The organism is Pseudomonas cichorii (genome assembly GCF_019719005.1).
GTDB lineage: Bacteria > Pseudomonadota > Gammaproteobacteria > Pseudomonadales > Pseudomonadaceae > Aquipseudomonas > Aquipseudomonas cichorii_E.
This window is the reverse complement of record NZ_JAIGPJ010000008.1, coordinates 140766-166203: the sequence shown is the minus strand read 5'-3', so window position 1 is coordinate 166203 and position 25438 is coordinate 140766. Positions and strand designations below refer to the sequence as shown.

The window sequence follows — 25438 nt, the reverse complement described above, 5'->3', positions numbered from 1 at the left end:
TCATCCCCCCCTGTTCCCCCCACAAAAGCCGCCCGGCTTCTTTCGCGCCGGAGGCTTTTGGTCTTGCAGGGCCGTCTTAAACCAATGGGTCGCCAACGTGCAGGATTTTCATGCCGTTGGTGCCACCGATGGTGTGGTAGCTGTCGCCCTTGGTCAGGATGACCCAGTCGCCTTGCTCGACCAGACCGCGCTTGAGCAGTTCGTCCACAGCGGACTGGCTGACTTGACCTGGCGGCAGGGCTGCCGGGTCGAATGGCACGGTGTAGACGCCGCGGAACATGGCGGCACGCGCCTGGGTTTCGCGGTGCGGGGAGAACGCATAGATCGGCACCGAAGAACGGATGCGGGACATGATCAGCGGGGTGTAGCCACTTTCGGTCAGGGCAATGATCGCCTTGACGCCCGGGAAGTGGTTGGCGGTGTACATGGCCGCCAGCGCGATGCTTTCGTCACAACGGGTGAACGAGTGACCGATGCGGTGGCTGGAGGTCTTGCCGGTCGGGTGCTTTTCAGCGCCCAGGCAGATACGTGCCATGGCCTGAACAGCTTCGATCGGGTAGGAACCGGCGGCACTTTCAGCCGAGAGCATCACGGCGTCGGTGTAGTCGAGCACGGCGTTGGCCACGTCGGATACTTCGGCGCGGGTCGGCATCGGGCTGGAAATCATCGATTCCATCATTTGCGTGGCAACGATCACCGCTTTGTTGTGGCGACGTGCGTGCAAGATGATGCGTTTCTGTACGCCAACCAGCTCAGCGTCACCGATTTCAACGCCCAGGTCGCCACGGGCAACCATCACGGCATCGCTGGCGCGGATCAGTTCGTCGAGCACTTCATCGTTGGCAACGGCTTCGGCGCGCTCGATCTTGGCGACCAGCCAGGCAGTGCCGCCGGATTCGTCACGCAACTGGCGAGCGTATTCCATGTCTGCGGCATCGCGCGGGAAGGAAACGGCCAGATAGTCCAGCTCCATTTCTGCAGCCAGCTTGATGTCCTGCTTGTCTTTTTCGGTCAGCGCCGGTGCCGTGAGGCCACCACCGCGACGGTTGATGCCTTTGTGGTCCGAGAGCGGGCCACCGATCAACACGGTGCAATGCAGTTCTTCAGCGGTTTGTGTATCGACGCGCATGACCACGCGACCATCGTCGAGCAGCAATTCGTCGCCCACGCCGCAGTCCTTGACCAGATCGGGGTAATCGATGCCCACGATTTCCTGATTGCCGTCGGTCAATGGATGAGCGGTGGAGAAGGTGAACTTGTCACCGACCTTAAGCTCTATTCGTTTGTTGGTGAACTTGGCAATGCGGATTTTCGGACCTTGCAGGTCACCCAGCAGGGCAACGAAACGCCCGTGTCTGGCGGCGATTTCACGGATCAGCCTGGCGCGTGCCTTGTGCTCATCCGGGGTGCCGTGGGAGAAGTTCAGGCGAGCAACGTCCAGTCCCGAGAGAATGAGTTGTTCGATGACTTCTGGCGAATTACTGGCAGGGCCAAGTGTGGCAACGATTTTGGTGCGGCGAACGGTCATGCACAAACTCCTTAATTGAAGCGCAGCGAGAGGCTACTCCTGTCCGGGGCTGTAGTCATTGTTCCTTTGCACTACCTCTTCGGGAATCGACAGGGCAATCGGCTGATCATCGGTATTGAATCTGCCCTGAAGAAAAGGGGCAGCAGGCCGATATCAAGGCACAGAACAGGAGACTCTCATGCGCATTCTAACGATTCTTGTATTACTGGTTGCTGTCAGCGGCTGTACCCGTTGGGCGATGAACGCCAACCTCAACGAGGCTTATCACGCTTATGAACGCGGCGATTGCGACAGTGTGATGCTGTCTTTGTCCAAGGTCGAGCGTCAGAGCCGCGAACGCTCTTATGTGTGGCCTGAGGTGTCGATGCTGCGCGGGCAATGCCTGGAGCGCCAGAAGCTGTATGTCGATGCGGTGCAGACCTATCAGTTCCTGATTGCCAAATATCCATCAAGTGAATATGCATACCGCGCACGCGCACGTCTCGATACCTTGGCCCAGCTGGGTCACAACCTCGCCGGACAGCCTGCCAAGCCTTTCCCTGCTTCAAAATGATTACACCCAATTGGGGGAAAAATCACTTTTTCGGGTGGATGTGAAAGAATTCTCAGCTAGGCTCTGTGTCAAGGGAATGGAATGTACAGAGCTAAACCTGTTTCAAGGGCTTTCCATGTGGCATGAGTGGGTCGTAGCCCCATGGAATTTGAATTGTTTGCGTGCAGGATCACGCCCAATAGTTCAGAAGGCGGCTGAGATGCTAAGGAATCGAAGGATTGAACGTCACCAACTGCAAGATTATCTTCAGGTATCGAATCGTCACACGGGTAGATCCATGGGTTGGCTGGGCAATGTCTCCGAAGAGGGATTGATGCTCATCAGTGATTTACCCCTGCTGGTCGGCGCCATATTCGATTTGCGCATGAAGATGCCTGTTAACGCAGAAGGACAAAAAGTAGTCGACGTAAAAGCCACTTGTCTGTGGTGCCACGAAGATGAAACACCTGGAAATTACAACTCGGGTTTTACATTGAACACGGTGCCTGACGGCTATCGTGACCTTGCCGATGCACTGCGCCACTACTTCTGTTTCTACCTTGTAGAAGCTTCAGCCTGACGCAGGCAATTTACAGTGTTCCTGCTTTCTTCCAGCTCAAGTAGCGAGTGACCAGTTGTGCGCCCAGTTCCGCTGGGCGCACATCCATGACCGGTATGCCCTGGGCTGCCAGACGTTCATGAAGACCGGCCCTTGCATTGCCGAAGTCGATTGTCCCGCAATAAGCCAGTGCCTGATCGTAGGTCTGTACCGACGATTGACGCAGGCTATCCAGTACTTCCTCCCGCAGACTGGCCACTAATACCCGATGGTGACGGCTGAGCTGCTTCACGGCTGCCGGTAATTCCTCATCGTCTTCATCGCGCAGATTGGTCACCAGAATCACCAGAGCCCGGCGTTTCTGCCGTGCCAGCACCTGGCGCACCGCCGCGCTGTAGTCGGCTGCATGTTGAGTGCTTTGCAGGTCATAAACGGTGTTGAGCAGCAGGTTCAAATGGCTCTGCCCCTTGACGGGTGCCAGATAGCGATGCTGATCGCCGGCAAAGGTCGTCAGCCCCACGGCGTCACCCTGGCGCAAGGCGACGTAGCTGAGTAACAGACAGGCGTTGAGGCTGTGATCGAAATGCGAGAGGTCGCCATCCTGGCTGCGCATGCGTCGGCCGCAGTCGAGCATGAGGATGATCTGCTGGTCGCGCTCGTCCTGATATTCCCGGGCAATGGGCGTGCGTTGCCGGGCAGTGGCTTTCCAGTCGATCTGCCGCAGGCTGTCGCCTTCGCGAAATTCACGCAATTGATTGAATTCCAGCCCCAGTCCACGACGCTGACGTTGATGCACGCCGATCTGGCTGAGCCAGTTATCCACAGCCAGCAACTGCCCGCCATACAGACGGGCGAAATCCGGGTAGACGCGGGTGCTGCCAGACACTGGCAGGTAGCGGCGTGCCGACCACAGGCCCAATCGGCTGGGCAGGCTGACTTCACAGTGTTCGAAGACGAATTGCCCGCGCTTCACAGGACGAAGGCGATAACCTGCCTGGACTTTTTCGCCGCTGGCCAGGGTGACCGACAGCGGCATGTTTTCAAACTCCAGGCCGTCGGGAATATGATCGAACACCCGCAAGGCCAGGGTGTTCGCAGATGAATGCTCGATATCCAGCCGCACTTCGCTCCAGCGTCCCAGTGCCAGGCTGCCCGGCAACTGGCGCTGCACACCGGGTGACGGCAGGCGCGCAAGGCGCACGAGGTCGAACAGGCTCGTGCCGATCATGCCCAGTAATGCGGCCCAGAAGAGGGTAGTGATCTGTTGAGGCAGATCGACACCCAGTGCCTTGAGGCTGCCATGCAGCAAGGCAACCCCCGCCAATCCGCCAAACCAGCACAGCAATCGTGTCGATGGCCTGAATGCATGTTTCATAGGCGTGGTGCCGGAACCTGATCGAGCAATTGTCTGAGCACCTGATCCACCGAAAGGCCTTCGATGTCCAGCTCGGCCGAAAGCCGTACCCGATGGCGTAACACCGCCAGTGCGCAGCCCTTGATATCGTCCGGTATGACGAATTCGCCACCGCGCAACAGCGCACGTGCCCGGCCACCACGAACCAGGGCGATGGAAGCGCGTGGCCCGGCACCGAGGCTCAGGCCTGGCCAGGTCCGGGTGCTGCGCGCCAGACGCACGGCGTAGTCCAGAACCTGTTCGTCCATGGGCAGCTCGCTGGCGATACGTTGCAGCGCCTGAACCTCACGAGCCTGCAGGATGACCCGTAACGGTTGCACTTCGAGGATGTCGGCCCGAGGCGAGCGGGTCACCTGCCGCACCATGGCCAGCTCTTCCTGAGTGTCCGGGTAATCCATGCGCAGCTTGAGCATGAAGCGATCCAGTTCGGCTTCCGGTAGGGGATAAGTGCCTTCCTGTTCGATGGGGTTTTGCGTGGCCAGCACCATGAAAGGCTGTGCAATCGGCAGCGCGCGGCCTTCAAGGGTGACTTGCCGTTCCTGCATGGCTTCAAGCAGCGCGGCCTGGGTCTTGGCCGGAGCACGGTTGATCTCGTCGGCCAGCAGCAGATTGGTGAACAGCGGTCCCTTGCGCAGCTTGAACTGCTCGGTCTGCATGTCATACACCGCATGCCCGGTGACATCGCTGGGCATCAGGTCGGGAGTGAACTGAATACGCGCGAACTCACCACCGAAACAACGTGCCAGGGCGCGGACCAGCAAGGTCTTGCCCAGCCCCGGAACACCTTCAAGCAACACATGCCCGCCACCAATCAAAGCGGTCAACACATCGTCGATCACCGCATTCTGGCCGATCACGGCCTTTTGCAGCTCGTTGCGCAGTGCCTGTGCCAGATGGCTGGCACGCTGGCGTTGCTGCGCCTGATTGCTGGGCGCAGGTTCGGCGCTGACCGAGGCTTCGGTGGGCGAGAGGCTGTCGAGGTTGTGGGGCTGGTCGGTCGGTTGATCGCTCATGGGTTCCGCAGTCTTACTGACTGTTACATGTGTTTTATCGTCCATAAATCAGCTGCTTACCTTATCTGACCTTTCAGTTTTCTATGGTTGGAGAGGGTAAGTGACGACTGACCTTCGCAACTGCAATCCCATGATAGCTCCCGATGTTGAGTGTTCGTCAGAGGTTTTGTTGCGTTTCGGTTAATGGCGCACGGCCGAAGTATTCCGTGCGCCGTCTTGCGGGTGCCTAGACCAATGCTTCAGCAGGGCCGAAGAATTCATAGTGCGTCTGGTCTTGTGGCACTCCCAGCTCCTGAAGAGACCGCTTCATGAACGCCATGAAAGGTTTTGGCCCCAGGAAATACACATCAAGGTCCCTGTCGGCGGGCAGCCATTCCTGCAAGTGTTCGATCGAAGGCATGCCCACGGCGCTCGGGCGGTTTTCGGCTTCGGTATCCACCTCGTTGTGGACCACATGAGCCTTGAAAAGCGGGAAGCGTTGTTGCCAGTCTTCCAGCACCTTCTGGAACGCCTGGGCTTTGGCATTACGTGCGTAATGAAGAAACACGACCTGCCTGTTACCGTCGTTCAGCGCCGTTTCAGCCATAGCGAGGGTTGGGGTGATCCCGACGCCACCGCTGATCAGCACCAGGGGTTTGCTGCCTTCAGCCAGGGTGAAAGTGCCCGCAGGCGGAAACAGCTCCAGTACCGCTCCGGCAACCACCTGATCATGCAGATAGCTGGACGCGACGCCGCCGGGCTCGCGTTTGACGCTGATGCGCAGACCGGAACCGCTGGTTGGTGCCGACAACGAGTAGTTCCTGCGAACTTCCGTGCCGTCCACGTTCAGGCGAACACCAATGTACTGGCCTGCCTTGTGTGCCACGACAGGCTTGCCGTCGACCGGCTCCAGGTAAAACGATGTGATCTCGCTGCTTTCCGGAATCTTCGCGGACACCTTGAACAGTCGGCCCCCACGCCAGCCGCCATGAGCCGAAGCGATGCTTTTGTACATTCCCTCTTCGGCATCGATCAGGATATCGGCCAGTTGCTGATAGGCCGCCGCCCATGCCGCAATCACCTCATCAGTGGCGATTTCTTCACCCAGCACTTCCCGGATAGCGCGTAACAGACAGGCGCCGACGATCGGGTAGTGTTCAGGAAGGATCTGCAGAGCCACGTGTTTGTTCACGATCTGGCCTGCAAGCGGCCCCAGGTTCTCCAGGCGATCAATATTTTTGGCATACATCAGAACGCTGTTCGCCAGCGCCCGGGGCTGCGTTCCGTTTGCCTGATTGGCCTGATTGAACAGAGGGCGTACTTCCGGGTGCCCGGCCAGCATGATGGTGTAGAAGTGCGTGGTCAGTGCTTCGCCACCCGTTTCCAGGAGAGGAACGGTCGCCTTGATGATGTCGCGCTGCGATTGGGTGAGCATGTGGACTCCAGTCATTCGGTTGGTGTGACTGACATAGCAACAGCTATGCCAGCAGAAAAACCGTGTAAAACCGGGGTGAAAGATAGGGGTTGGAGTCTTTATGACCTGGTTAAAAAGACTCATTAATGGCGAGGCGGGTCAATTTGACTCTTTTGCTGCCGGGGGCTGCTCATAAGTTCTGGAGCCCTGTTAACCGTTAAATCTGTTTTATCTGTCATTAAGTTCAAGCAGTGCAACCAAGAGCGTTTGGCCAAAGTACCGTCAGTTGGTTAGCGGAGCAGATTCAAGACCAGAACTGGCGTGTTTCCCAGCCAGCGACAATGCCAAGATCAGCCGTGGTCAGGCCAGCCTTGGCCAGTGCAGTCATGGGCAGGCTCGCCATCAGGTGCTTGAATCGAGATTTCCAATCGGAGGTCTGATCTATCTTCGCGAGCAAGGCCTGAACGACCACTGCTCTGGCAAAAAAACGGCCCCTATCATTGTGGGAAGGAAACTCACTAGCGATGACCTTCGCGTACTTTGGCGCGCCTGCCGTGATCGAAGCGTTCCATAGTCGGCCATGATGGGCGCATACGTTGCGCAGTAGGGTCAAGCTCTGCAGCCACGTCGATAATACGGATTCATCGTAGCTGAATTTAGCTGCAATCGTCTTGCGATGGTCCAGGTGCAGATCGCTGAACAGGCAAGACAGCTGGCCAATAGTCATTGCTTCGAGCACGGTCCACACCGGCGGCAGAGCGGGTGTGTTGTACGTGTCATAGTAATGCTTGAGTGACGCATTGCCTTTGTCACGGAGTCCTAGCACCTGTTTCAGGAGGTTGCGGTGGGCCTGGCCATCCTTGAAGTGAATGGCATCTTGATAGAAGTGCGGGCCACATGCCTTGTCCAAGGCCAAGGTGTTGATTATGGCAGAACGAAAGGCGACCTCGATGCGATCAATAGCATCCAGAAAAACCAGGCGCAGGCGCCGGTCGAAGTCGTACAGTTGCAGGATGTCGTCGAACTGGACGTTGGCAAAGAAACGCTTCTGCGGATCTTGCAGCGGTCGCATATAAATGAGCAACCGGTGATAGCCTATGAACTCAAGAGCTTGCAGGGCTTTAGTTTTCTGTTTCTGGGTGTCTAAGCCTTTGAGTTGCATGTGACGCAGCAGGGCATTGGGCGATTTGGCAGGTTTATGGAAGTTGATCGGGACACGCGGCATGCCATGGCATCCTGCTGGGCATTTTGAGGAAGGATTTTGCGAGGCTAGAAATAACTAACCCCCTGGTGCGCAGTACAGGTCAGAGACCTGCCCGAGGCGTGGGGGCTATTCTTGGGCCGGATGCTAACACGACCCTATTGGTTGATCAAATCTGATCAAGCTCCCCTGTATACATGTGGCCAGCGGCCTTCCCGGCTCGAAAATGACAGACAGACCGGTTGGTACAAAGCCTGGGACCAATGACTCACAATGCATTCCTGACACTCTGCAGATGAGCAACCTGCCGGGTGAATTCGGCACTGGACATGCGCTGGCTGGGCCTTGGTCGCAGGGCGTCGCTGATGGCGCTGGTGGGTTGGCGGGTCAGGCGCGCCAGGACTTGCCATTGGTCGGTTACGCCCAGTCGGTCGAAGCCGGGATGACGTTGGCGGGCGCGGCGCAGGATGTCTGTTTGCAGGCTTTTGATCAGGGCCAGATGGCCGCTGCGTCGGCGTACAAAGTCGGCACTGGCGCGCAGGTGTTCGGCCAGTTGACGCCGGCCTCGTGCCGCGGGCGCTTGCAACGGGCCTTCGCGCAAGCCCGTATGCCATAGCGCCAGGCCGAGCAGCAGCGCAAGTGTCACCAGCGCCAGGGGGAAGTTGCGCAGCAACAGGCTCGCCAGGTTGTCATGTCCGGTTTCCAGAACCATGGTCACCGCGCTGTTCTGAGTGAGGTACCACAGCAGCCAGGCGTTGTCGTATCGGGTGATGGCGCGGTTTTTCCACAGATCGGAATCCGTGACCACGGTGATCAGCCCCTTGCCGTAGACCATTTGCATCATGTGCGTGGCATCGGCGCTGTTGGCCCAGGACTGGGCATGATCCTGCGGGTCTTCCAGGTGGAAGGCCGGGTTGAAGCTCATGTAGGCCGGTTCTTTTTCGTTTTCCAGATACAGGCGCGTCAGTTCAGGCCAGCGTATGGATGGCTTGGTGGTTCTGGGCGCGATCAGTGGAATAGACGGCTTGGGGAGCGTTTCGTTTTCCAGTCGTTCCTCTTCGCGATCCTGCAGCTTGATGTCCCGTGTGAAGTACTGGCGGATCTCGACCCGGTCCAGCAGCAGGTCGCCGCTGCGGTTCTTTTTCTCATCCCATATCTGCTCGGCGACGAACAGCAGGTGACCGCCGGATCTGGCCCAGTCCAGCAGCCGTTCGACCTGGGCTGGCGTCATGTTTTCGCGACTGTCGAGCAGCAAGAGCGTCTGTGACTGCTGGCTGACATCGGGCAACTCAAGCAGGTTGCGGGTGGTGTTGACCAGAGGTGAGCGCTGGCGCAGGAAGTGCTCGGCCGCCAGATACGGGTTGGCCGCGACCTCCGGCGAAGGCCCCTGATCGATGACTTCCTCATAGGGCTCAAGATGCTTGTAGGCATAGACGCCGCCCAGCACCAGCGCCATGAGCACCAGCAGGCCGATCAGTATCTGCTTGCGCCGGTTCATCGTTTTGCCCCGGCATCGAACAGTCGACGCCAGCCGTCGCAGAGTTCCTGTTGCAGATGTGCAGGTGGCAGTCGATGGCCGTAGGCGAGGTTTTGCCAGTGGGTGGTCAGGCTGCGGCTGAACTCGCTCAACAGTGGCTGGTTGAGTTTTGCGACCTTATCCAGCACCTGGCCTTCGGTGTCGGCATTCTTGAGGGGCAGGTGATAGTCGCTCAGCAAGCGGTTGAGCAGGCCGCGATACAGCAGGCTCAAGGCCTCTCGCGGCTGGCTGGCCCAGAGTCGCTGCGCGTGGGCGGCGATGTCGTCAGGCAGGCTTTGGGCCGTGACGGACAGACCGAACAGTTGCTCGGGTTTGTCGCGCAGGGTTTTGCGTTTGTTGCTGTCACGGCTGACGAAGGTCTTGAACCACAGGCGATAACGCCAGATCAGCCAGCCGGTCAGGGCGATGGCGGTTGCCCAGAGCACGGTTTCCAATACGTTGGCGATGACGCCGGCCGATCTCAGCAAGCCGTTCAGCCATTTGAGCAGGGTGGTCTCGTTGCCTGCTTTTGCCTGGGCAGCCGGATCCTTGTGCTCCGGGAAACGCCAGCCGGTGACGGTCTTGGGGTTCTTGAACGGCGGCTGTTGCAACAGGTCCCGGATGTCTTTTCTGGCTTCTTCGCTGGTCAGGTCCTGAAGCGTCAGGCGGGGCGTATCGGGGGCGGCGGAGGATTGGGCGTTGCTGTCTTGTTCCGGCTCCGGGAGCGGGCAACTGTAGCTCTGGGGTTCGTCTGCCCTGCTCGACGTTGGCAAGGCTGACAGGGCCAGGCCGGCAGCGATCAGCACCACATAGGCGCTGCCGGTCAGGCGTTGGCGCAGGCGTCTGAAGACCAGTTCGATATCCCAGGCTTCCAGTGTGGTGCGGCGATTGAGGTACAGGGTGAATCCGCAGGAAACGTAGATCGGCCCCCAGAACACCAGCATCAAGGCATACAGCGCATTGCTCAGGTGTTCCAGCCAGTTCCAGCTGCCGTTGGCATTGAGCATGCTGTACCAGCGCCAGTCGAGTTCGATATGCTGGGGAATGAAGGCATAGAACAGCAGGATCAGGCCGAACCACAGCGCAAACTCCAGGTGGCTGCCGAGGATGGTCAGGCATCGGGCGGCGCGCATGTCTTTCTGGCTGAGCAGGGCGATGCGCTGGCTTCGTTCGATACCTGACAGGTTTTCCAGTTGTTGCACCGGCAACAGGAAACTGCGGCTCGGGCTCAGGCGCCGTGAAACCAGGCTGGGAAGCAACTCGTTCCTGAGGGTGGCAGGCCAGCCCTTGAGTGCCTGCTTGAGTGTGGGCGCCGGGCCGAACAATGCCTTTGAAAGAATCAGCAGTGGCAGGCGTTCATAAACCGGTTTGAGCCACCAGAACACAAAGAACACCAGCGAAGGGTAATCCCACAGCAGCAGCGTCAGCAGTGCGAAGAATGGCAGGGTGACGATGGCCCAACTGCTCATCAGCAGGCCCCGGTGCTCGCGAGCCAGCAATACGCCCAGGTCCATGGCTTCCCAGGGATTGCGTGGGCGTATGGTGACGCTGGCGTCAGTCAGGCGCATTGGTTGTCCGTCCTGCCAGAGTCAGATAGGCAATCACCAAGGCCCAGAGCGCAGCGCCCACCAGGTATTTGATCAGCGGCGTGGGCCAGGTCATGGATGACCAGTAGGCTTCTATAAAGGCAGCAATCAACAGGAACAGAATGACACCGCCGATCAGTTGCACACTGACTCGGGCGGCCTGACGCAAGGCTTCGGTGCGCGTCAGGCGACCCGGAGCCAACAAGGCCCAACCCAGTTTCAGCCCCGCCGCGCCCGCCAGGGCAATCGCCGTCAGTTCAAAGGCTCCGTGACCGACCACGAATGACCAGAATGTCTGGCCAAAGCCGATCTGTGTCAGGTGCCCGGCGACTGCGCCGATCATCAGGCCGTTGAACAGCAGGAAGAACAGGCTGCCCAGGCCGAACAGCAACCCGCTGGCGTAGGTCTGAAACGCGATACCGATGTTGTTCATGATGTAGTAGCCGAACATCATCCAGTCCGAGCTGGACTCTCGCTCCAGTGTCTGTCCGATACGCCGGGCGGCGGGGTCGTACATGCTTTCCATGTCGCTGACCTGCGCCGGGCTGACGATGCTGTAGATCAGGTCCGGAAAGAAATACACCAGCACGCCCATGCCGATCAGGCTGGCGAAGAACAGCAGGCTGGCGACCAGCACGAAATGCCATTGCTCGCGCACCAGACGCGGGAATCCGGCGAGGATGAAACTCAGGAACTGCGCGGCGAGGCTGCTGCGATGGCGATAGAGTTGTTGATGGCCACGCATTGCCAATTGCTGCAACGGGTCGATCAGGTGGCTGCTGTAGCCACGCTCTCTGGCCAGCGCCAATTGATGGCAGATGCGCCGGTAATCGCTGGCAAAGGTCCCGCCGGTTTCGGGATCGTGCTTGCCACGCTCGAGTGCATCCAGTCGCTCGCCGAAGAGCTGCCAGTGTGGCTGGTGTCGTGCTTCAAACTGGCTCTGTTTCATGTCGGCCCCAGCAGGCCGCGGGCCAGGCCATTGATATGGGTAACCGCTTGCTCGGGAGCGACGTGCAAGGGCTCGGCGAGAATACTGGCCAGTTCAGCGGTGCGGGCGGCGGAGAGTTCGCCCTGGCGTTCTGCCAGACCCAGCACGGCACGCTGTTCGTCCAGCGTCAGTGTAAAGGGTGCGATGACCGGATCGGCCTGCGGCAGGACCGGGCGCTGGACCGGTACATCGCGATAGATCACGCAGGTTCCCGCTGCCAGATCGCCCAGGCGCTTGAACTGGGGATGACTCAGGCAACTGATGGCTCCGACGCTGTAGCCAAAGGGCAGCATGTCGACCACGCGCAGCAGGTTGCGGATCAGCGACGCTCCCCAGCCGATGGGCGTGCCGTCGTCATGAACCACCCGCAGCCCCATGATGCGCTTGCCCGGCGTGCAGCCCTGGTCTAGGACTTCGAACAGTACCATGTACCACCAGGTCACCAGAAAGATGGCGATGGAGCTCAGGCCTGTGCCGAGCTTGTCGAACAGCTGAAAAAACAGGAGGAGCGCGCCGATAAGCAGCACGCGGATGCTCAGGTCGATCCCGAAGGCCAGTGCGCGGGGCATAAGGCCGGCCGGACGCATGACCAGATCGATGCCTTCCGGGGTCTCGATCCCGATGCGGGTATCCAGGGGCGCGGGCGGCGCTGCATTCCTTGGCGAGGCTGGAGGCGATGACATTGTCGGGGGCAGGGCACCTGAAAGCGATTTGTGATGCTATCGAGCACGGCAGTGGTGCGCAACAAGGCATTCGCCACAGGCATGCCCGAAGACCTACACTTTGTTGGTCTTTTGTTCAGGATCAGCCCGTGACTTCCAGCATTTTCTGGTACGACTATGAAACCACCGGTATCAATCCACGCAATGATCGTCCATTGCAGATGGCCGGCATTCGTACCGACTTCGACCTCAATGAAATCGCCGCGCCGGTAAACCTGTACTGCCAGCCCGCCGACGACATCCTGCCACATCCTGCCGCGTGCATGATTACGGGGATCACGCCCGGGCGTCTGGCTGAGAAAGGGCTCTGCGAAGCAGACTTCATGACGCGGGTACACGCTGAGTTGTCAGCGCCCGGGACATGCGGGTCTGGCTATAACACGTTGCGCTTCGATGACGAAATGACTCGTTACAGCCTCTACCGAAACTTTTTCGATCCCTATGCCCGGGAATGGCAGGGCGGTAACAGCCGCTGGGACCTGATCGATGTGGTGCGGGCGGCCTATGCGCTGCGCCCCGACGGGATTGTCTGGCCGCAGGAAGAGGGAAGGGTGACGCTCAAGCTGGAGCGTCTGACTGCGGCCAACGGTATCGACCACGGTCATGCCCACGATGCATTGTCGGATGTACGGGCAACGATTGCCCTGGCGCGTCTTGTGCGGGATAAACAACCGCGGCTTTATGATTATCTCTTCGCGCTGCGCAGTAAACAGAAGGTTCAGGAACAGATTCGTCTGATGCAACCGCTGGTACATATCTCAGGACGATTCTCGGCGGCTCGTAATTATCTGGGCGTCATATTACCCCTGGCCTGGCATCCTCATAATCGCAATGCACTGATTGTGTGCGACCTGCATCTGGATCATTCGCCATTGCTGGATCAAGATGCCGAAGTTTTGAAACGGCGTTTATATACACGTCGTGAGGAGCTGGCGGAAGGTGAATTGCCGGTGCCGCTCAAGTTGCTGCATATAAACCGCTGTCCGGTGATTGCGCCGCTGTCTGTCTTGCGCAGTGAAGATCAACAGCGCTTGCAGCTGGATATGGCGGCCTGTCAGGCACGAGTGGCACAGCTGAACGAGAGCCGTGAACTTTGGCAGAACAAATTGCCTGCCTTGTATGGCAAGGATGACTTCACGGCCTCTGAAGATCCCGAGCAGCAATTGTATGATGGCTTTATTGGTGATCGTGACCGTCGTCTTTGTGAGCAAGTGCGCTGTGCCGAGCCAGAACAACTGGCCCATGATGCGTGGCCTTTTGACGATGGGCGTCTGCCCGAGTTGCTGTTTCGTTATCGTGCCCGCAACTTTCCGGAAACCTTGAATAGCGAAGAGCAACACCGCTGGCGCAGTTTTTGTCAGACAAGGCTGCGCAGCCCTGAGGCAGGGGCTCCCAACACATTACAAGGTTTTACAAAGGCGCTGGTGGAGTTGTCCCTTAATGCCACCGCAGAGCAGCTAGAGGTGTTGAGTCAGTGGCAGGATTATGTACAACATTTAAGTGAGCGATTGGGCGTAAAAGGATAAGGCTGAAGGAAATCGGACTAATAAAAAACGCCAGCAAGCTGGCGTTTTTAAAGGGTGCAGTTGTGCAGCCCCATGAAGCTTAGCCCAGCAGAGTGGCCCAGCTTTCAACCTCGTCACCGCCCCACTTGGCTTTCCACTCTTTCAGAGTTTTATGGTTGCCACCTTTGGTTTCGATGACTTCGCCGTTGTGCGGGTTTTTGTATTGCTTGACTTTACGAGCACGCTTGGTGCCGGTAGTTTTCACTGCACCGCCACGAGGCGCTTTAACTTTCGATTCTGGATCCAGAAGTGCAATGATGTCACGCAGCGATTTCTGGTATTCGCCCATCAGCGTGCGCAGTTTACCTTCGAATTCCAGCTCGGTTTGCAGTTTGTCGTCTTGCGACAGATTTTTCAAACGGGCTTGCAGTTCTTTGATTGCTTCTTCTGTGGCGCGGTATTCGTTGATCAGGGACATGAGGGGGACCTTATGTTGTGATGGGTTTCAGGGGACAGTCACGCAATAATAGTCAGAGGAATTGAGCAAGTAAACATTAAATAAAAGTTTTATTGAATTATTTAGAATACAGCACCCCTTCTACAGATTCATGGAACTAGCGATGAGGTCCGGGATCACCAAAGATGCCCCTATTAAACCCCCTCTAAATAGAGGGCTTGTTTGAGGCTTGAACGCTGAAAACGGGATGATGGCAGGGTGCAATCCCGGGACACCGTTTTTCTTCTGGCCAAGGGCAAAGGGAATACTGCAGTTTTGCCGCACAGTCGCTAGAATAGCGCCTTTGCGAAGTTCTGGAGTTTCCCTAAATGCGCACTTTTCGTCTGGTGATTGCTTGCCCGGACCGTGTTGGCATCGTTGCCAAAGTCAGTAACTTTTTGGCATCCCATAATGGCTGGATTACCGAAGCGAGCCACCATTCGGACAATCTCAGTGGCTGGTTCTTCATGCGCCACGAGATCCGTGCCGATACATTGCCTTTTGACCTCGATGGTTTCCGCGAGGCATTTACACCTATCGCCGAAGAGTTCTCGATGGACTGGCGCATCACCGACTCCGCGCAGAAAAAACGCGTGGTACTGATGGCCAGCCGCGAATCCCATTGCCTGGCCGACCTGCTGCACCGCTGGCACAGCGATGAGCTGGACTGCGACATCGCCTGCGTGATCTCCAATCACCAGGACCTGCGCAGCATGGTCGAGTGGCACGACATCCCTTATTACCACGTGCCTGTTGACCCCAAGGACAAGGAGCCGGCATTTGCCGAAGTCTCGCGTCTGGTGGGGCATCACAAGGCTGACGTCGTTGTGCTGGCGCGTTACATGCAGATCCTGCCGCCGCAACTGTGCAGCGAATACGCTCACCAAGTGATCAACATTCACCACAGCTTCCTGCCATCGTTCGTCGGTGCCAAGCCTTACCATCAGGCTTCGCTGCGTGGCGTGAAGTTGATTGGTGCCACGTGTCACTACGTCACTGAAGAGCTGGACGCCGGCCCGATCATCGAGCAGGACGTGGTGCGCGTCAGTCATCGCGACAGCATCGAAAACATGGTGCGTTTCGGTCGTGACGTGGAAAAAATGGTCCTGGCCCGTGGTCTGCGCGCTCACCTGGAAGACCGGGTGCTGGTGCACGACAACAAGACCGTAGTTTTTGATTGATCATTTAAGCCATTCGCGAATAAATTCGTTCCTACGCCTCTTCTGTAGGAGCGAATTCATTCGCGAACCCCATGAATGACCCCCTCGACAAAGCCACCTCCACCGCACCTCCCACCCTGGGCGAAGGCTGTCTGAGCCGTTACGACCCCGATGAACTGACACCCGAAAACGGTGCCGACTTCTCCGAAGCCGCCAGATTGTGGCGTCAACTTCAGCAACAATCTCCCGAGCCCGACAGCGACGCTTGAGTATTCAGCCGTTCGGCGCAAACTGATCAATACTAAGCATTCCACAAGGGCTGCTGGCTGCCGATCAGCGGCTTCCCACAGCCGTGCATGTCGTATTGAACAGGTGATGAAATGCCCGATTCTCAGGAAATTGCATTGGGGGCCGACCTTGGTGGCCAACCTGTCTTTCAGGCGTTACGCCTGACCAATCGCCACGGTCTGGTGGCCGGTGCAACCGGGACCGGCAAGACCGTCACGCTGCAGCGTCTGGCTGAAGCCTTCAGCGATGCGGGCGTTGCGGTTTTCGCCGCCGACATCAAGGGCGATCTCTGTGGCCTCGGCGCTGCGGGCAATCCCCAAGGCAAGATTGCCGAACGAATTGCCGGCATGCCCTGGCTCAATCATCGTCCCCAGGCTTATCCGGTCACGCTATGGGATATCGACGGCAAGTCCGGCCATCCCTTGCGCACGACCTTGAGTGAAATGGGGCCGTTGCTGCTGGGTAACCTGCTTGAATTGAGCGACAGCCAGCAATCGGCACTGTATGCAGCCTTCAAGGTAGCTGACCGCGAAGGTCTTCTGTTGCTGGATATCAAGGACCTCAAGGCGCTGCTCAACCATTTGCGCGATAACCCGCAATTGCTGGGCGAAGATGGCGCGTTGATGACCACCGGGTCCAGCCAGGCCTTGCAGCGGCGTCTCGCTGTCCTTGAGCAGCAGGGCGCAGAAGCCTTGTTTGGCGAACCGGCCTTGCAACTGGAAGATATTCTGCGGCCCGCCAGCGATGGGCGAGGGCGCATTCATCTGCTGGATGCCAGCCGTCTGGTACACGAAGCGCCCAAGGTCTACGCCACTTTCCTGCTGTGGTTGCTGGCAGAGCTCTTTGAGCAATTGCCTGAACGTGGCGATGCGGACAAGCCGCTGCTGGCCCTGTTCTTCGATGAGGCGCATCTGTTGTTTGCCGATACGCCCAAGGCTTTGCAGGAACGACTTGAGCAGGTTGTGCGCCTGATTCGCTCCAAGGGCGTCGGTGTGTATTTCGTCACTCAATCGCCCGGAGACTTGCCGGACGACATTCTGGCGCAGTTGGGGCTGCGCATTCAGCACGGGCTGCGAGCGTTCACGGCCAAGGAGCAGAAGTCGCTGCGGGCGGTGGCTGATGGTTTCAGGCCCAATCCCGCGTTCGATGCGTTGAGTGTGCTGACTGAACTTGGGATCGGCGAAGCGCTGGTGGGCACTCTGGAGGACAAGGGCACGCCGGCCATGGTTCAGCGCGTGCTGATTGCTCCTCCTCAGTCACGCATCGGGCCTCTGAGCGATGCCGAGCGCGCAGGCCTGATCAGCCAGTCACCGCTTGCGGGGCGCTATGACAAGCCCATCGACCGGGAATCAGCCTACGAAATGCTCGTGACCCGCAAGGCAAGCGAGACGAGTCAGGCCGATGTGCCTGCGCAGGAATCGGAAAGTTTTGGTGACAAGGCCAGTGAGTTTCTGGGCAGCGTTGCAGGGCAAGCCGTGAAAAATGCCATGCGTCAGGCGGCGACTCAGTTGGGGCGTGAGCTGGTGCGGGGTTTGATGGGGTCGTTGCTGGGCAGCAAGAAGCGCAGGTAAGGCCTCAAAGGCGGTGCGGGCGCACCGCCTTTGTCAGGTGGATCAGGCCAGTGCCTTGGACGCGAGCCAGAACAGGCAGGCCGACAGTGCGACAGTGGCGGGCAGGGTCAGAACCCAGGCCAGCAGAATCGTACGTACAGTGCCGCCTTGCAGGCCGCTGCGGTTGGCAACCATGGTTCCGGCAACACCCGACGACAGAATGTGGGTGGTCGAAACAGGCAGGCTGAAGATGTTGGCCATGCCGATGGCGCAGGCTGTGGTGATCTGGGCCGACATGCCTTGGGCGTAAGTCATGCCCTGCTTGCCGATCTTCTCGCCAATGGTCAGTACCACGCGCTTCCAGCCAACCATGGTGCCGATACCCAGCGCCAGTGCAACGGCCAGGATTACCCAGAACGGTGCGTATTCGGTCGTACCGGTCAGGTCCTTGCGCAGTTTTTCCAGGTCGGATTTTTCACGGGCGCCCAGATGCGGCAGCTTGCCGACCTTGCGTGCAGTGTCATCCAGGCACAGCAGGTAACGGCGCACTTCGATGCGTTGTTCCGCAGACAGCGAGTGGTAATCGGCAACGCCCTTCAGGGTGTCGAGCAGTGCATCGATCGTCGGCTCGGTCTGCTCAGGATTACAGGCGGAGCTGGACGGCAGGTCACCCTTGAGGGATTTGCCCATGGCCAGGTATTCGCCCAGCGTGCTGCTGTTGCGCTGATAGAACTGGCTCAGGTGCAGGGTTGCATCCCGGGTACGTTCGATCTGGTAGGTCGTGCTGTTGAGGTCCAGAACGAACTGGCTTGGCACGATACCGATCAGCACCAGCATGATCAGGCCGATGCCTTTCTGGCCATCGTTGGAGCCGTGTACAAAGCTCACGGCCATGGCCGAGATGACCAGCACCAGACGGTTCCAGAACGGCGGGTGCTTCTTGTCGTCGATCTTGCGGCGCTGTTCAGGCGTCTTGTGCATCTTGGACAGTGGGCGCCACCATTTCAGAGCGACGAGCACCAGGCCTGCAATCAGGAAGCCGGCCAGTGGCGAGAACACCAGCGATGCGCCGATATCCATTGCTTTCTGCCAGTTGACGCCATCGCTCAACGGGATGTCGTTGATCAGGGCGTTGGCCAGGCCCACACCCAGGATCGAGCCGATCAGCGTATGGGAGCTCGATGCCGGAATACCGAAGTACCACGTACCCAGGTTCCAGGCGATCGCCGCGGCCAGCAGCGAGAACACCATCGCCAGCCCGTGTCCGGTATTGACGTTGATCAGCATTTCCACCGGAAGCAGGTGGACGATGGCATAGGCCACGCCGACACCGCCCAGCAGGACGCCGAGGAAGTTGAAGACACCCGAGAAGAACACGGCCAGATGAGGCGGCATTGCCTTGGTGTAAATGACTGTCGCCACCGCGTTGGCGGTGTCATGAAAGCCGTTGATGAACTCGAACGTTAGGACGAATGCCAGGGCGAGCAACAGGCTCACTAACACCCAAGCATCTAGCCCGCTGAATAAATCGATCATGTAGGTTTTCTGACCCGGTCTGAAGGGGGCGCGATTATGACAGAAAAAATACGGATCGACTTGCCAGCCGCTGATTGGTATCACTTAAAGTCAAAAAAAAGGCATGACGGGGGCGCCCGGTTGATCGCTCAAATGGGACGGTGACGCCTTTGCTGCCAGCATTCTCAAGGCCTGCACGAACGGTTGAAGCCGTTCAGACCCTGGAGTTTGTCATGTTTCTTCTTTCAGGCCTTTTTCCATTTTCTGCAGCTCTTCTTTGAAAGCCTGATCCAGCAGACTGGCTCTTTTACGCCAGGGCTTGCGTTCCGGTTCGGGCTGCGCGGCGTAGGTGGTGACTTCCCCGCCGTAGACATCCTTGTAACGTTGTTCCTGGCGCTCAAGTTCCGCGCGCAGTTCATCTTTAGTCACTGAGTTACCTGATCTAAGTCAATTGAGTCTGGTGATAACGCTGAGCACGCAAAAGTGTTCGCTCGTGTGAGCTGACCGGCGAAATACATTCGTGGCTGTCTTGCCACGCAGGGCTTCCGGCTTTTTTCACAAGGCCTTTGACACGTTGCTGCTCGCGGCTACGGGCACCAGAAAAAACAGCTGTCGTAGCGACATTCGTTTTTTGGGTTAAGCACTAGGGCTGACATTGACTGGTCCTTGCACCGAAAAACTAACTGCATATTGCGCAGGAGGGCAAGGTATCGCCAATCAAGTGATCGATACTATCTCCAAGAAGTACAGTCTCGTCAACTATAGGCGTTGTCTGGTTGCCGGGAGATTTCATGAATAATGTTTTTTTTGTGAGACTCTTCCGAAGTTTTGGTGAGTAATGAATATGACAGAACTTTCATCATCGAAAGTCCGGCATCCATGGACAGAATACTGACGACAAAATTCAAATGAAATTCGGCAGGGCGATTAATCGGCAATCATCGGAGGGTGCGTCAGAATGTCGCAGTTGTGATTGCCCTAATGAAAACGGCCTTGCTTCGTGGGCAAGGCCGCTGCCATGGACTTCTTAGTGGGTACCTGACCAGGATTTTCCAAGAAGCCACTTCATGGCAGAGGTAAAGGTATAAGTATATTTGCGATGGGTCAATTGCGATTATCGGCCATTGGTTCGATAATCGCACAAGCCGGGTTTCTCAAAACGTCCTGAAAAAGGGCTGAAGCCAGCGGTTTACAAGGCCTGAGAGCTGTTACAGAGGTGTTGGCAATGAATGATGAACTGCGTAATTCTTTTGCATCGCTGGCACCGCCCATCGTGGCTTCGCCTGCAAAGCGTATCCAGGCGCTGACAGGCGACCCCGATTTCATGACCTCGCTGGCGCGTGGCCTGGCCGTGATTCATGCCTTCCAGGAGCGTAAGCGACACCTGACTATTGCCCAGATCAGCCACCGCACGGAAATTCCCCGGGCGGCCGTTCGTCGTTGCCTGCACACTCTGATCAAACTGGGTTACGCGACGACGGACGGTCGAACCTATTCGTTATTACCCAAGGTTCTTACTCTGGGGCACGCTTATCTGTCTTCGACGCCGCTGGCGGTTTCTTCGCAGCCTTATCTGGACCGCATGAGCGATATGTTGCACGAGGCCTGCAACATGGCGACCCTCGAAGGCGACGACATTCTTTATATTGCCCGCTCGGCGACCACTCAGCGGCTTATCTCCGTCGACCTTTCGGTCGGTGGTCGGCTGCCGGCCTATTGCACGTCCATGGGGCGTATCCTGCTGGCGGCACTGGACGATGTGTCGCTGCGTGAATATCTGGATCATGTGGATTTGCAGCCCAAGACCAGCCGTACCATCCGTAGCACCGAAGCGCTGCTGGAGTGCCTGCAACTGGTTCGTCAGCAAGGCTGGTGCATCGTCGATCAGGAACTGGAGCAGGGGCTGCGCTCGATTGCCGTGCCTGTCTATGACGCATCGGGTCAGGTATTGGCCGCGCTGAATGTCAGTACCAGTGCCGGGCGCGTGGCCCGCAGCGAACTGGAGCAGCGATTCCTGCCGATCATGCTCGATGCGAGTCGGGATCTGAGCACACAGCTGTTTACCTGACGGGCGGAGCAGCCACTTTTTAATGCGTTCGATTATCGAACGCTTAGTCGATTATCGGATTGTTTGCGCTCGTGCTCAGGCATAACCTCATTTTCATTGCGGCGCTCTTCGCGCCGGTCATTGAACGTGATGTTGGGTTCGGGAGCACCTCATGGCTGAAATTCTTTCTCTACGCGATGCAGTGAAGCAACTGGTCAACGATGGCGATACCGTTGCACTGGAAGGCTTCACGCATCTGATCCCCACGGCAGCAGGCCATGAAATCATTCGTCAGGGCAAAAAGGACCTGACGCTGGTGCGCATGACGCCGGATCTGATCTACGACCAATTGATCGGTGCCGGTTGTGCGAAACGGCTGATTTTTTCGTGGGGCGGCAATCCGGGGGTGGGTTCTCTGCATCGCTTGCGGGACGCCGTCGAAAAACAGTGGCCCCATTCCATTGAAATCGAAGAGCACAGCCATGCCGATCTGGCCAACGCCTATGTAGCCGGTGCCTCGGGGTTGCCGTTCGCGGTGCTGCGCGCTTATGCCGGCTCCGACCTGCCCAAGGTCAACCCGCTGATCAAGACCGTAACCTGCCCGTTTACCGGTGAAGTGCTGGCTGCCGTGCCCTCGGTACGCCCGGATGTCACGGTGATTCATGCCCAGAAAGCCGACCGCAAGGGCAACGTGCTGCTGTGGGGGATTCTCGGCGCACAAAAAGAAGCGGCACTGGCTGCCAAACGCTGCATCGTGACGGTCGAGGAAATCGTCGACGACCTCAAGGCGCCGATGAACTCCTGCGTCTTGCCGACCTGGGCCTTGAGCGCGGTCTGTCTGGTGCCCGGCGGTGCGCATCCGTCCTACGCCCATGGTTACTACGAGCGGGACAATCCTTTCTATCAGGCCTGGGACCCGATTGCCCGGGACCGCGAAACCTTCAGCGCGTGGATTGCCGAATACATTCATGGCACAGCGGATTTCAGTGAGTTCCAGAGCAAGTTGGTCAGCGCTGCGGAGGCAAAATAATGACTTACACCACCAGTGAAATGATGACCATCGCCGCCGCTCGTCGCTTGCGCAATGGCGCGGTCTGCTTCGTCGGCATCGGCCTGCCTTCCAAGGCGGCGAACCTGGCGCGCCTGACCTCTTCGCCGGATGTGGTTCTCATCTACGAATCGGGTCCGATCGGTGCCAAACCCACGGTACTGCCGCTGTCCATTGGTGACGGTGAGCTGGCTGAAACTGCCGACACCGTGGTCGCGACCAGCGAAATCTTCCGCTACTGGCTGCAAGGCGGACGTGTGGATGTGGGCTTTCTGGGCGCAGCCCAGGTCGACCGTTTCGGCAATATCAACACCACGGTGGTGGGCGATTACCACAACCCGAAAGTCCGTTTGCCGGGTGCCGGTGGCGCGCCGGAAATCGCCGGTTCTGCCAAGTCGGTGCTGATCATTCTCAAGCAGTCGGCCCGTTCGTTCGTCAACAAACTCGACTTCGTGACCTCGGTCGGTCACGGCGAAGGCGGCGACTCGCGTAAGCGTCTCGGCCTGCCCGGCGCCGGGCCTGTGGGGATCATCACGGACCTGTGCATCATGGAGCCGGAAGCCGGTACCAACGAGTTTGTCGTGACCGCTCTGCATCCGGGCGTGACCCGTGAACAGGTCATTGCGGCCACTGGCTGGGAAATCCGTTTTGCCGAGCAGGTCGTTTACTCCGAAGAGCCCACTGATGTGGAACTCAACGCCCTGCGTGAGCTGGAAGCACGGACGGCGGCGGCTCACGGTCAGGTTGCAGGAGAAGCATGATGCGTGACGTCTTTATCTGCGATGCAATCCGTACCCCCATCGGGCGTTTTGGCGGCGGCCTGTCTTCGGTTCGTGCCGACGACCTGGCGGCGGTGCCGATCAAGGCCCTGATGGAGCGCAATCCGTCGGTCAACTGGGACGAAGTGGACGAAGTATTCCTCGGCTGCGCCAACCAGGCCGGTGAGGACAACCGCAACGTTGCTCGCATGGCCGCTCTGCTGGCCGGCCTGCCGCCGAGCATTCCCGGCGTAACCCTCAATCGCCTGTGTGCTTCGGGCATGGACGCTATCGGCACTGCCTTCCGGGCCATTGCAGCAGGCGAAATGGAGCTGGCGATTGCCGGTGGTGTCGAGTCGATGTCCCGTGCGCCGTTTGTCATGGGCAAGGCCGATGCCGCTTTCTCGCGCAGCATGAAGCTGGAAGACACCACCATCGGCTGGCGCTTCGTCAACCCGGCCATGAAGACGGCGTACGGCGTCGACTCCATGCCTGAAACCGCCGACAACGTGGCGGATGACTTCAGGATTTCTCGAGCCGATCAGGACGCTTTCGCCCTGCGCAGCCAGCAGCGCACTGCCGCTGCCCAGGCTGCGGGTTTTTTCGAGGAAGAGATCGTGCCGGTGCGGGTCGCTCACAAGAAGGGTGAAATCGTTATCGACAAGGATGAACACCCACGCGCCGATACCAGCCTGGAAACCCTGGGCAAACTCAAACCGGTCAATGGTCCTGAAAAGACCGTTACCGCTGGCAATGCGTCGGGCGTCAACGACGGCGCGGCAGCTTTGATCCTGGCTTCGGCCGAAGCGGTCAAGAAGCACGGCCTGACCCCTCGGGCACGGATTCTGGGAATGGCCAGCGCCGGTGTTGCGCCGCGAGTGATGGGCATTGGCCCGGTCCCGGCGGTGCGCAAACTGGTCGAGCGGCTGGGGTTGGCGGTGTCCGATTTCGATGTCATCGAACTCAACGAAGCCTTCGCCAGCCAGGGGCTTGCGGTATTGCGTGAGCTGGGGCTCGCCGACGATGCGCCTCAGGTCAACCCCAACGGTGGCGCGATTGCTTTGGGTCATCCCTTGGGCATGAGCGGCGCACGGTTGGTGTTGACGGCCTTGCATCATCTGGAAAAAACCGGCGGTCACAAAGGGCTGGCGACCATGTGCGTGGGAGTCGGGCAGGGATTGGCATTGGCAATCGAAGTACAACCCGCGTAGCGAATTCATTCGCGAGAGGAAGGTTGTACTTGTCGAGCTTGAGTGTTACAGATTGTTTCTAAGTCGCCTGACCAGGATGGGAACAATGACAACGACAAATACAACTCACACCCCTTACACCGGCGAAGAGCGCAGCAAGCGCATCTTCGCCATCGTGGGCGCCTCTTCCGGCAATCTCGTCGAGTGGTTCGACTTCTATATCTACGCCTTCTGCGCCATTTATTTCGCTCCTGCGTTTTTTCCTTCCGATGATCCGACAGTTCAGTTGCTCAATACCGCCGGGGTATTCGCAGCCGGGTTCTTGATGCGTCCGATCGGCGGTTGGCTGTTCGGACGTGTGGCTGACAAGCATGGCCGCAAGAATTCGATGCTTATCTCGGTCACCATGATGTGTGCCGGTTCGCTGATCATTGCCTGTTTGCCGACCTATGCGTCGATTGGCGCCTGGGCTCCGGCTCTGTTGTTGATGGCGCGTCTGCTGCAAGGGTTGTCGGTGGGCGGTGAGTACGGCACCACGGCCACTTACATGAGCGAGGTCGCCCTGCGCGGCAAGCGTGGTTTCTATGCATCTTTCCAGTACGTGACCCTGATTGGCGGCCAGTTGCTGGCGGTACTGACAGTGGTGATCCTGCAGCAATTTCTCACCACTGAAGAGCTACGCGATTACGGCTGGCGTATCCCGTTCGTGATCGGTGCCTGTGCCGCAGTGATTGCCTTGCTGCTGCGCCGCACCCTCAATGAAACCACCACGGCCGAAAGTCGCCAGGACAAGGACGCCGGCAGCATTGCGGCGCTGTTCAAACATCACAAGGCAGCATTCATTACGGTATTGGGATACACCGCCGGTGGCTCGCTGATTTTCTACACCTTCACCACTTACATGCAGAAGTACCTGGTCAATACCGGCGGCATGGAGCCCAAGACCGCCAGTTACATCATGACCGGTGCGCTGTTTCTGTACATGTGCATGCAGCCGTTCTTCGGCATGCTGGCTGACAGGATCGGGCGGCGTAACTCGATGTTGTGGTTTGGCGCTCTGGGTGCAATCTGTACCGTGCCTATTCTGATGACGTTGAAAAGCAACACCAGCCCGTTCTTTGCCTTCGTGCTGATTACCCTGGCGCTGGCGGTTGTCAGTTTCTACACGTCCATCAGCGGTCTGGTAAAAGCCGAGATGTTCCCGCCACAGGTGCGGGCGCTGGGTGTCGGGCTGGCTTATGCGGTCGCCAACGCTGTGTTTGGCGGTTCGGCTGAGTACGTTGCCTTGAGCCTGAAGAGCAACGGTATGGAAAACACCTTCTATTGGTATGTGACCGCCATGATGGTGGTGGCTTTCCTGTTCAGCCTGCGCTTGCCGAAGCAGCCAGCGTATCTGCATCACGATCACTGATCGCGTTTTGCGGGCACA

23 protein-coding genes are annotated in these 25438 nt (G+C 58.3%); 11 read left to right on the top strand and 12 right to left on the bottom strand.

Annotated features, from left to right (window positions below; genetic code table 11):
• Positions 1 to 76 precede the first annotated feature (76 nt).
• The gene (pyk, locus tag K5D32_RS09130) at positions 77 to 1528 is read right to left on the bottom strand and encodes a pyruvate kinase (RefSeq protein ID WP_221576181.1); all 1452 of its coding nucleotides are present in this window, start codon (positions 1526 to 1528) and stop codon (positions 77 to 79) included.
• A 178-nt stretch (positions 1529 to 1706) separates the two neighbouring features.
• Between pyk and K5D32_RS09125 the strand changes: the two genes are divergently transcribed.
• Positions 1707 to 2081, top strand: coding sequence for a tol-pal system YbgF family protein (locus K5D32_RS09125; protein WP_025261646.1), 375 nt, complete (start codon positions 1707 to 1709; stop codon positions 2079 to 2081).
• A 199-nt stretch (positions 2082 to 2280) separates the two neighbouring features.
• Positions 2281 to 2640 (top strand): PilZ domain-containing protein, encoded by a 360-nt coding sequence (locus K5D32_RS09120; protein ID WP_221592502.1) that lies wholly within the window; start codon positions 2281 to 2283, stop codon positions 2638 to 2640.
• A 10-nt stretch (positions 2641 to 2650) separates the two neighbouring features.
• Here K5D32_RS09120 and K5D32_RS09115 read toward each other — a convergent pair whose 3' ends face one another.
• From K5D32_RS09115 to K5D32_RS09080, 8 genes are all read right to left on the bottom strand, one after another.
• Positions 2651 to 3994: a DUF58 domain-containing protein gene (locus K5D32_RS09115; protein ID WP_221599963.1), complete on the bottom strand. Its 1344-nt coding sequence runs from the start codon at positions 3992 to 3994 to the stop codon at positions 2651 to 2653.
• The gene (locus tag K5D32_RS09110; RefSeq protein ID WP_221557013.1) at positions 3991 to 5046 is read right to left on the bottom strand and encodes a MoxR family ATPase; all 1056 of its coding nucleotides are present in this window, start codon (positions 5044 to 5046) and stop codon (positions 3991 to 3993) included. The genes K5D32_RS09115 and K5D32_RS09110 overlap by 4 nt, the downstream gene beginning before the upstream one ends.
• Positions 5047 to 5272: 226 nt before the next feature.
• Entirely contained in the window at positions 5273 to 6460 is a 1188-nt protein-coding gene (gene hmpA / locus K5D32_RS09105) for an NO-inducible flavohemoprotein (RefSeq protein ID WP_221599961.1), read from the bottom strand.
• Positions 6461 to 6743: 283 nt separating this feature from the next.
• Positions 6744 to 7664 carry an Abi family protein gene (locus K5D32_RS09100; RefSeq protein WP_221592505.1) on the bottom strand — a complete coding sequence of 307 codons (921 nt, stop codon included), beginning with the start codon at positions 7662 to 7664 and terminating at the stop codon, positions 6744 to 6746.
• A 244-nt stretch (positions 7665 to 7908) separates the two neighbouring features.
• Positions 7909 to 9138 carry a DUF4350 domain-containing protein gene (locus tag K5D32_RS09095; protein ID WP_221599959.1) on the bottom strand — a complete coding sequence of 410 codons (1230 nt, stop codon included), beginning with the start codon at positions 9136 to 9138 and terminating at the stop codon, positions 7909 to 7911.
• Entirely contained in the window at positions 9135 to 10724 is a 1590-nt protein-coding gene (locus K5D32_RS09090; protein ID WP_221599957.1) for a DUF4129 domain-containing protein, read from the bottom strand. Before K5D32_RS09090 ends, K5D32_RS09095 begins: the two co-directional genes overlap by 4 nt.
• Positions 10711 to 11691, bottom strand: a complete 981-nt coding sequence (locus K5D32_RS09085) for a stage II sporulation protein M (RefSeq protein WP_221599955.1) — start codon at positions 11689 to 11691, stop codon at positions 10711 to 10713. Before K5D32_RS09085 ends, K5D32_RS09090 begins: the two co-directional genes overlap by 14 nt.
• Positions 11688 to 12413, bottom strand: coding sequence for an RDD family protein (locus tag K5D32_RS09080; RefSeq protein ID WP_221599953.1), 726 nt, complete (start codon positions 12411 to 12413; stop codon positions 11688 to 11690). Before K5D32_RS09080 ends, K5D32_RS09085 begins: the two co-directional genes overlap by 4 nt.
• Before the next feature lie 128 nt (positions 12414 to 12541).
• Between K5D32_RS09080 and sbcB the strand changes: the two genes are divergently transcribed.
• Positions 12542 to 13978, top strand: coding sequence for an exodeoxyribonuclease I (gene sbcB, locus K5D32_RS09075; RefSeq protein ID WP_221576171.1), 1437 nt, complete (start codon positions 12542 to 12544; stop codon positions 13976 to 13978).
• Between the two features lie 79 nt (positions 13979 to 14057).
• Here sbcB and mvaT read toward each other — a convergent pair whose 3' ends face one another.
• Positions 14058 to 14435 carry a histone-like nucleoid-structuring protein MvaT gene (gene mvaT, locus K5D32_RS09070; protein ID WP_025261637.1) on the bottom strand — a complete coding sequence of 126 codons (378 nt, stop codon included), beginning with the start codon at positions 14433 to 14435 and terminating at the stop codon, positions 14058 to 14060.
• Positions 14436 to 14782: 347 nt separating this feature from the next.
• On the opposite strand from mvaT, the gene purU reads away from it, so the two are divergent.
• The 3 genes from purU (at position 14783) to K5D32_RS09055 (ending at position 17472) form a co-directional block, all read left to right on the top strand.
• Complete coding sequence (purU, locus tag K5D32_RS09065; RefSeq protein WP_025261636.1) at positions 14783 to 15634, top strand: formyltetrahydrofolate deformylase; 852 nt, start codon at positions 14783 to 14785, stop codon at positions 15632 to 15634.
• A 71-nt stretch (positions 15635 to 15705) separates the two neighbouring features.
• Positions 15706 to 15882, top strand: a complete 177-nt coding sequence (locus tag K5D32_RS09060; RefSeq protein ID WP_221576170.1) for a hypothetical protein — start codon at positions 15706 to 15708, stop codon at positions 15880 to 15882.
• A gap of 111 nt (positions 15883 to 15993) precedes the next feature.
• The gene (locus K5D32_RS09055) at positions 15994 to 17472 is read left to right on the top strand and encodes a helicase HerA-like domain-containing protein (RefSeq protein WP_221599951.1); all 1479 of its coding nucleotides are present in this window, start codon (positions 15994 to 15996) and stop codon (positions 17470 to 17472) included.
• Positions 17473 to 17514: 42 nt separating this feature from the next.
• Here K5D32_RS09055 and K5D32_RS09050 read toward each other — a convergent pair whose 3' ends face one another.
• Both K5D32_RS09050 and K5D32_RS09045 read right to left on the bottom strand, forming a co-directional pair.
• Positions 17515 to 18987, bottom strand: a complete 1473-nt coding sequence (locus K5D32_RS09050; RefSeq protein WP_216703940.1) for an inorganic phosphate transporter — start codon at positions 18985 to 18987, stop codon at positions 17515 to 17517.
• A gap of 210 nt (positions 18988 to 19197) precedes the next feature.
• Positions 19198 to 19395, bottom strand: a complete 198-nt coding sequence (locus K5D32_RS09045) for a hypothetical protein (protein ID WP_025261633.1) — start codon at positions 19393 to 19395, stop codon at positions 19198 to 19200.
• A 796-nt stretch (positions 19396 to 20191) separates the two neighbouring features.
• Here K5D32_RS09045 and pcaR point away from each other — a divergent pair.
• The 5 genes from pcaR to K5D32_RS09020 all read left to right on the top strand — a co-directional run bounded on the left by pcaR (position 20192) and on the right by K5D32_RS09020 (position 25420).
• The gene (gene pcaR / locus K5D32_RS09040) at positions 20192 to 21034 is read left to right on the top strand and encodes an IclR family transcriptional regulator (RefSeq protein ID WP_221576168.1); all 843 of its coding nucleotides are present in this window, start codon (positions 20192 to 20194) and stop codon (positions 21032 to 21034) included.
• Between the two features lie 151 nt (positions 21035 to 21185).
• Positions 21186 to 22043, top strand: coding sequence for a CoA transferase subunit A (locus K5D32_RS09035; RefSeq protein ID WP_221576167.1), 858 nt, complete (start codon positions 21186 to 21188; stop codon positions 22041 to 22043).
• Entirely contained in the window at positions 22043 to 22822 is a 780-nt protein-coding gene (locus K5D32_RS09030) for a CoA-transferase subunit beta (protein WP_232924482.1), read from the top strand. The genes K5D32_RS09035 and K5D32_RS09030 overlap by 1 nt, the downstream gene beginning before the upstream one ends.
• Positions 22819 to 24030 (top strand): 3-oxoadipyl-CoA thiolase, encoded by a 1212-nt coding sequence (gene pcaF / locus K5D32_RS09025; RefSeq protein WP_221599949.1) that lies wholly within the window; start codon positions 22819 to 22821, stop codon positions 24028 to 24030. The genes K5D32_RS09030 and pcaF overlap by 4 nt, the downstream gene beginning before the upstream one ends.
• Before the next feature lie 85 nt (positions 24031 to 24115).
• A complete protein-coding gene (locus K5D32_RS09020; protein WP_221576165.1) occupies positions 24116 to 25420 on the top strand; it encodes an MFS family transporter in 1305 nt (434 codons plus the stop codon).
• Positions 25421 to 25438: the final 18 nt, after the last annotated feature.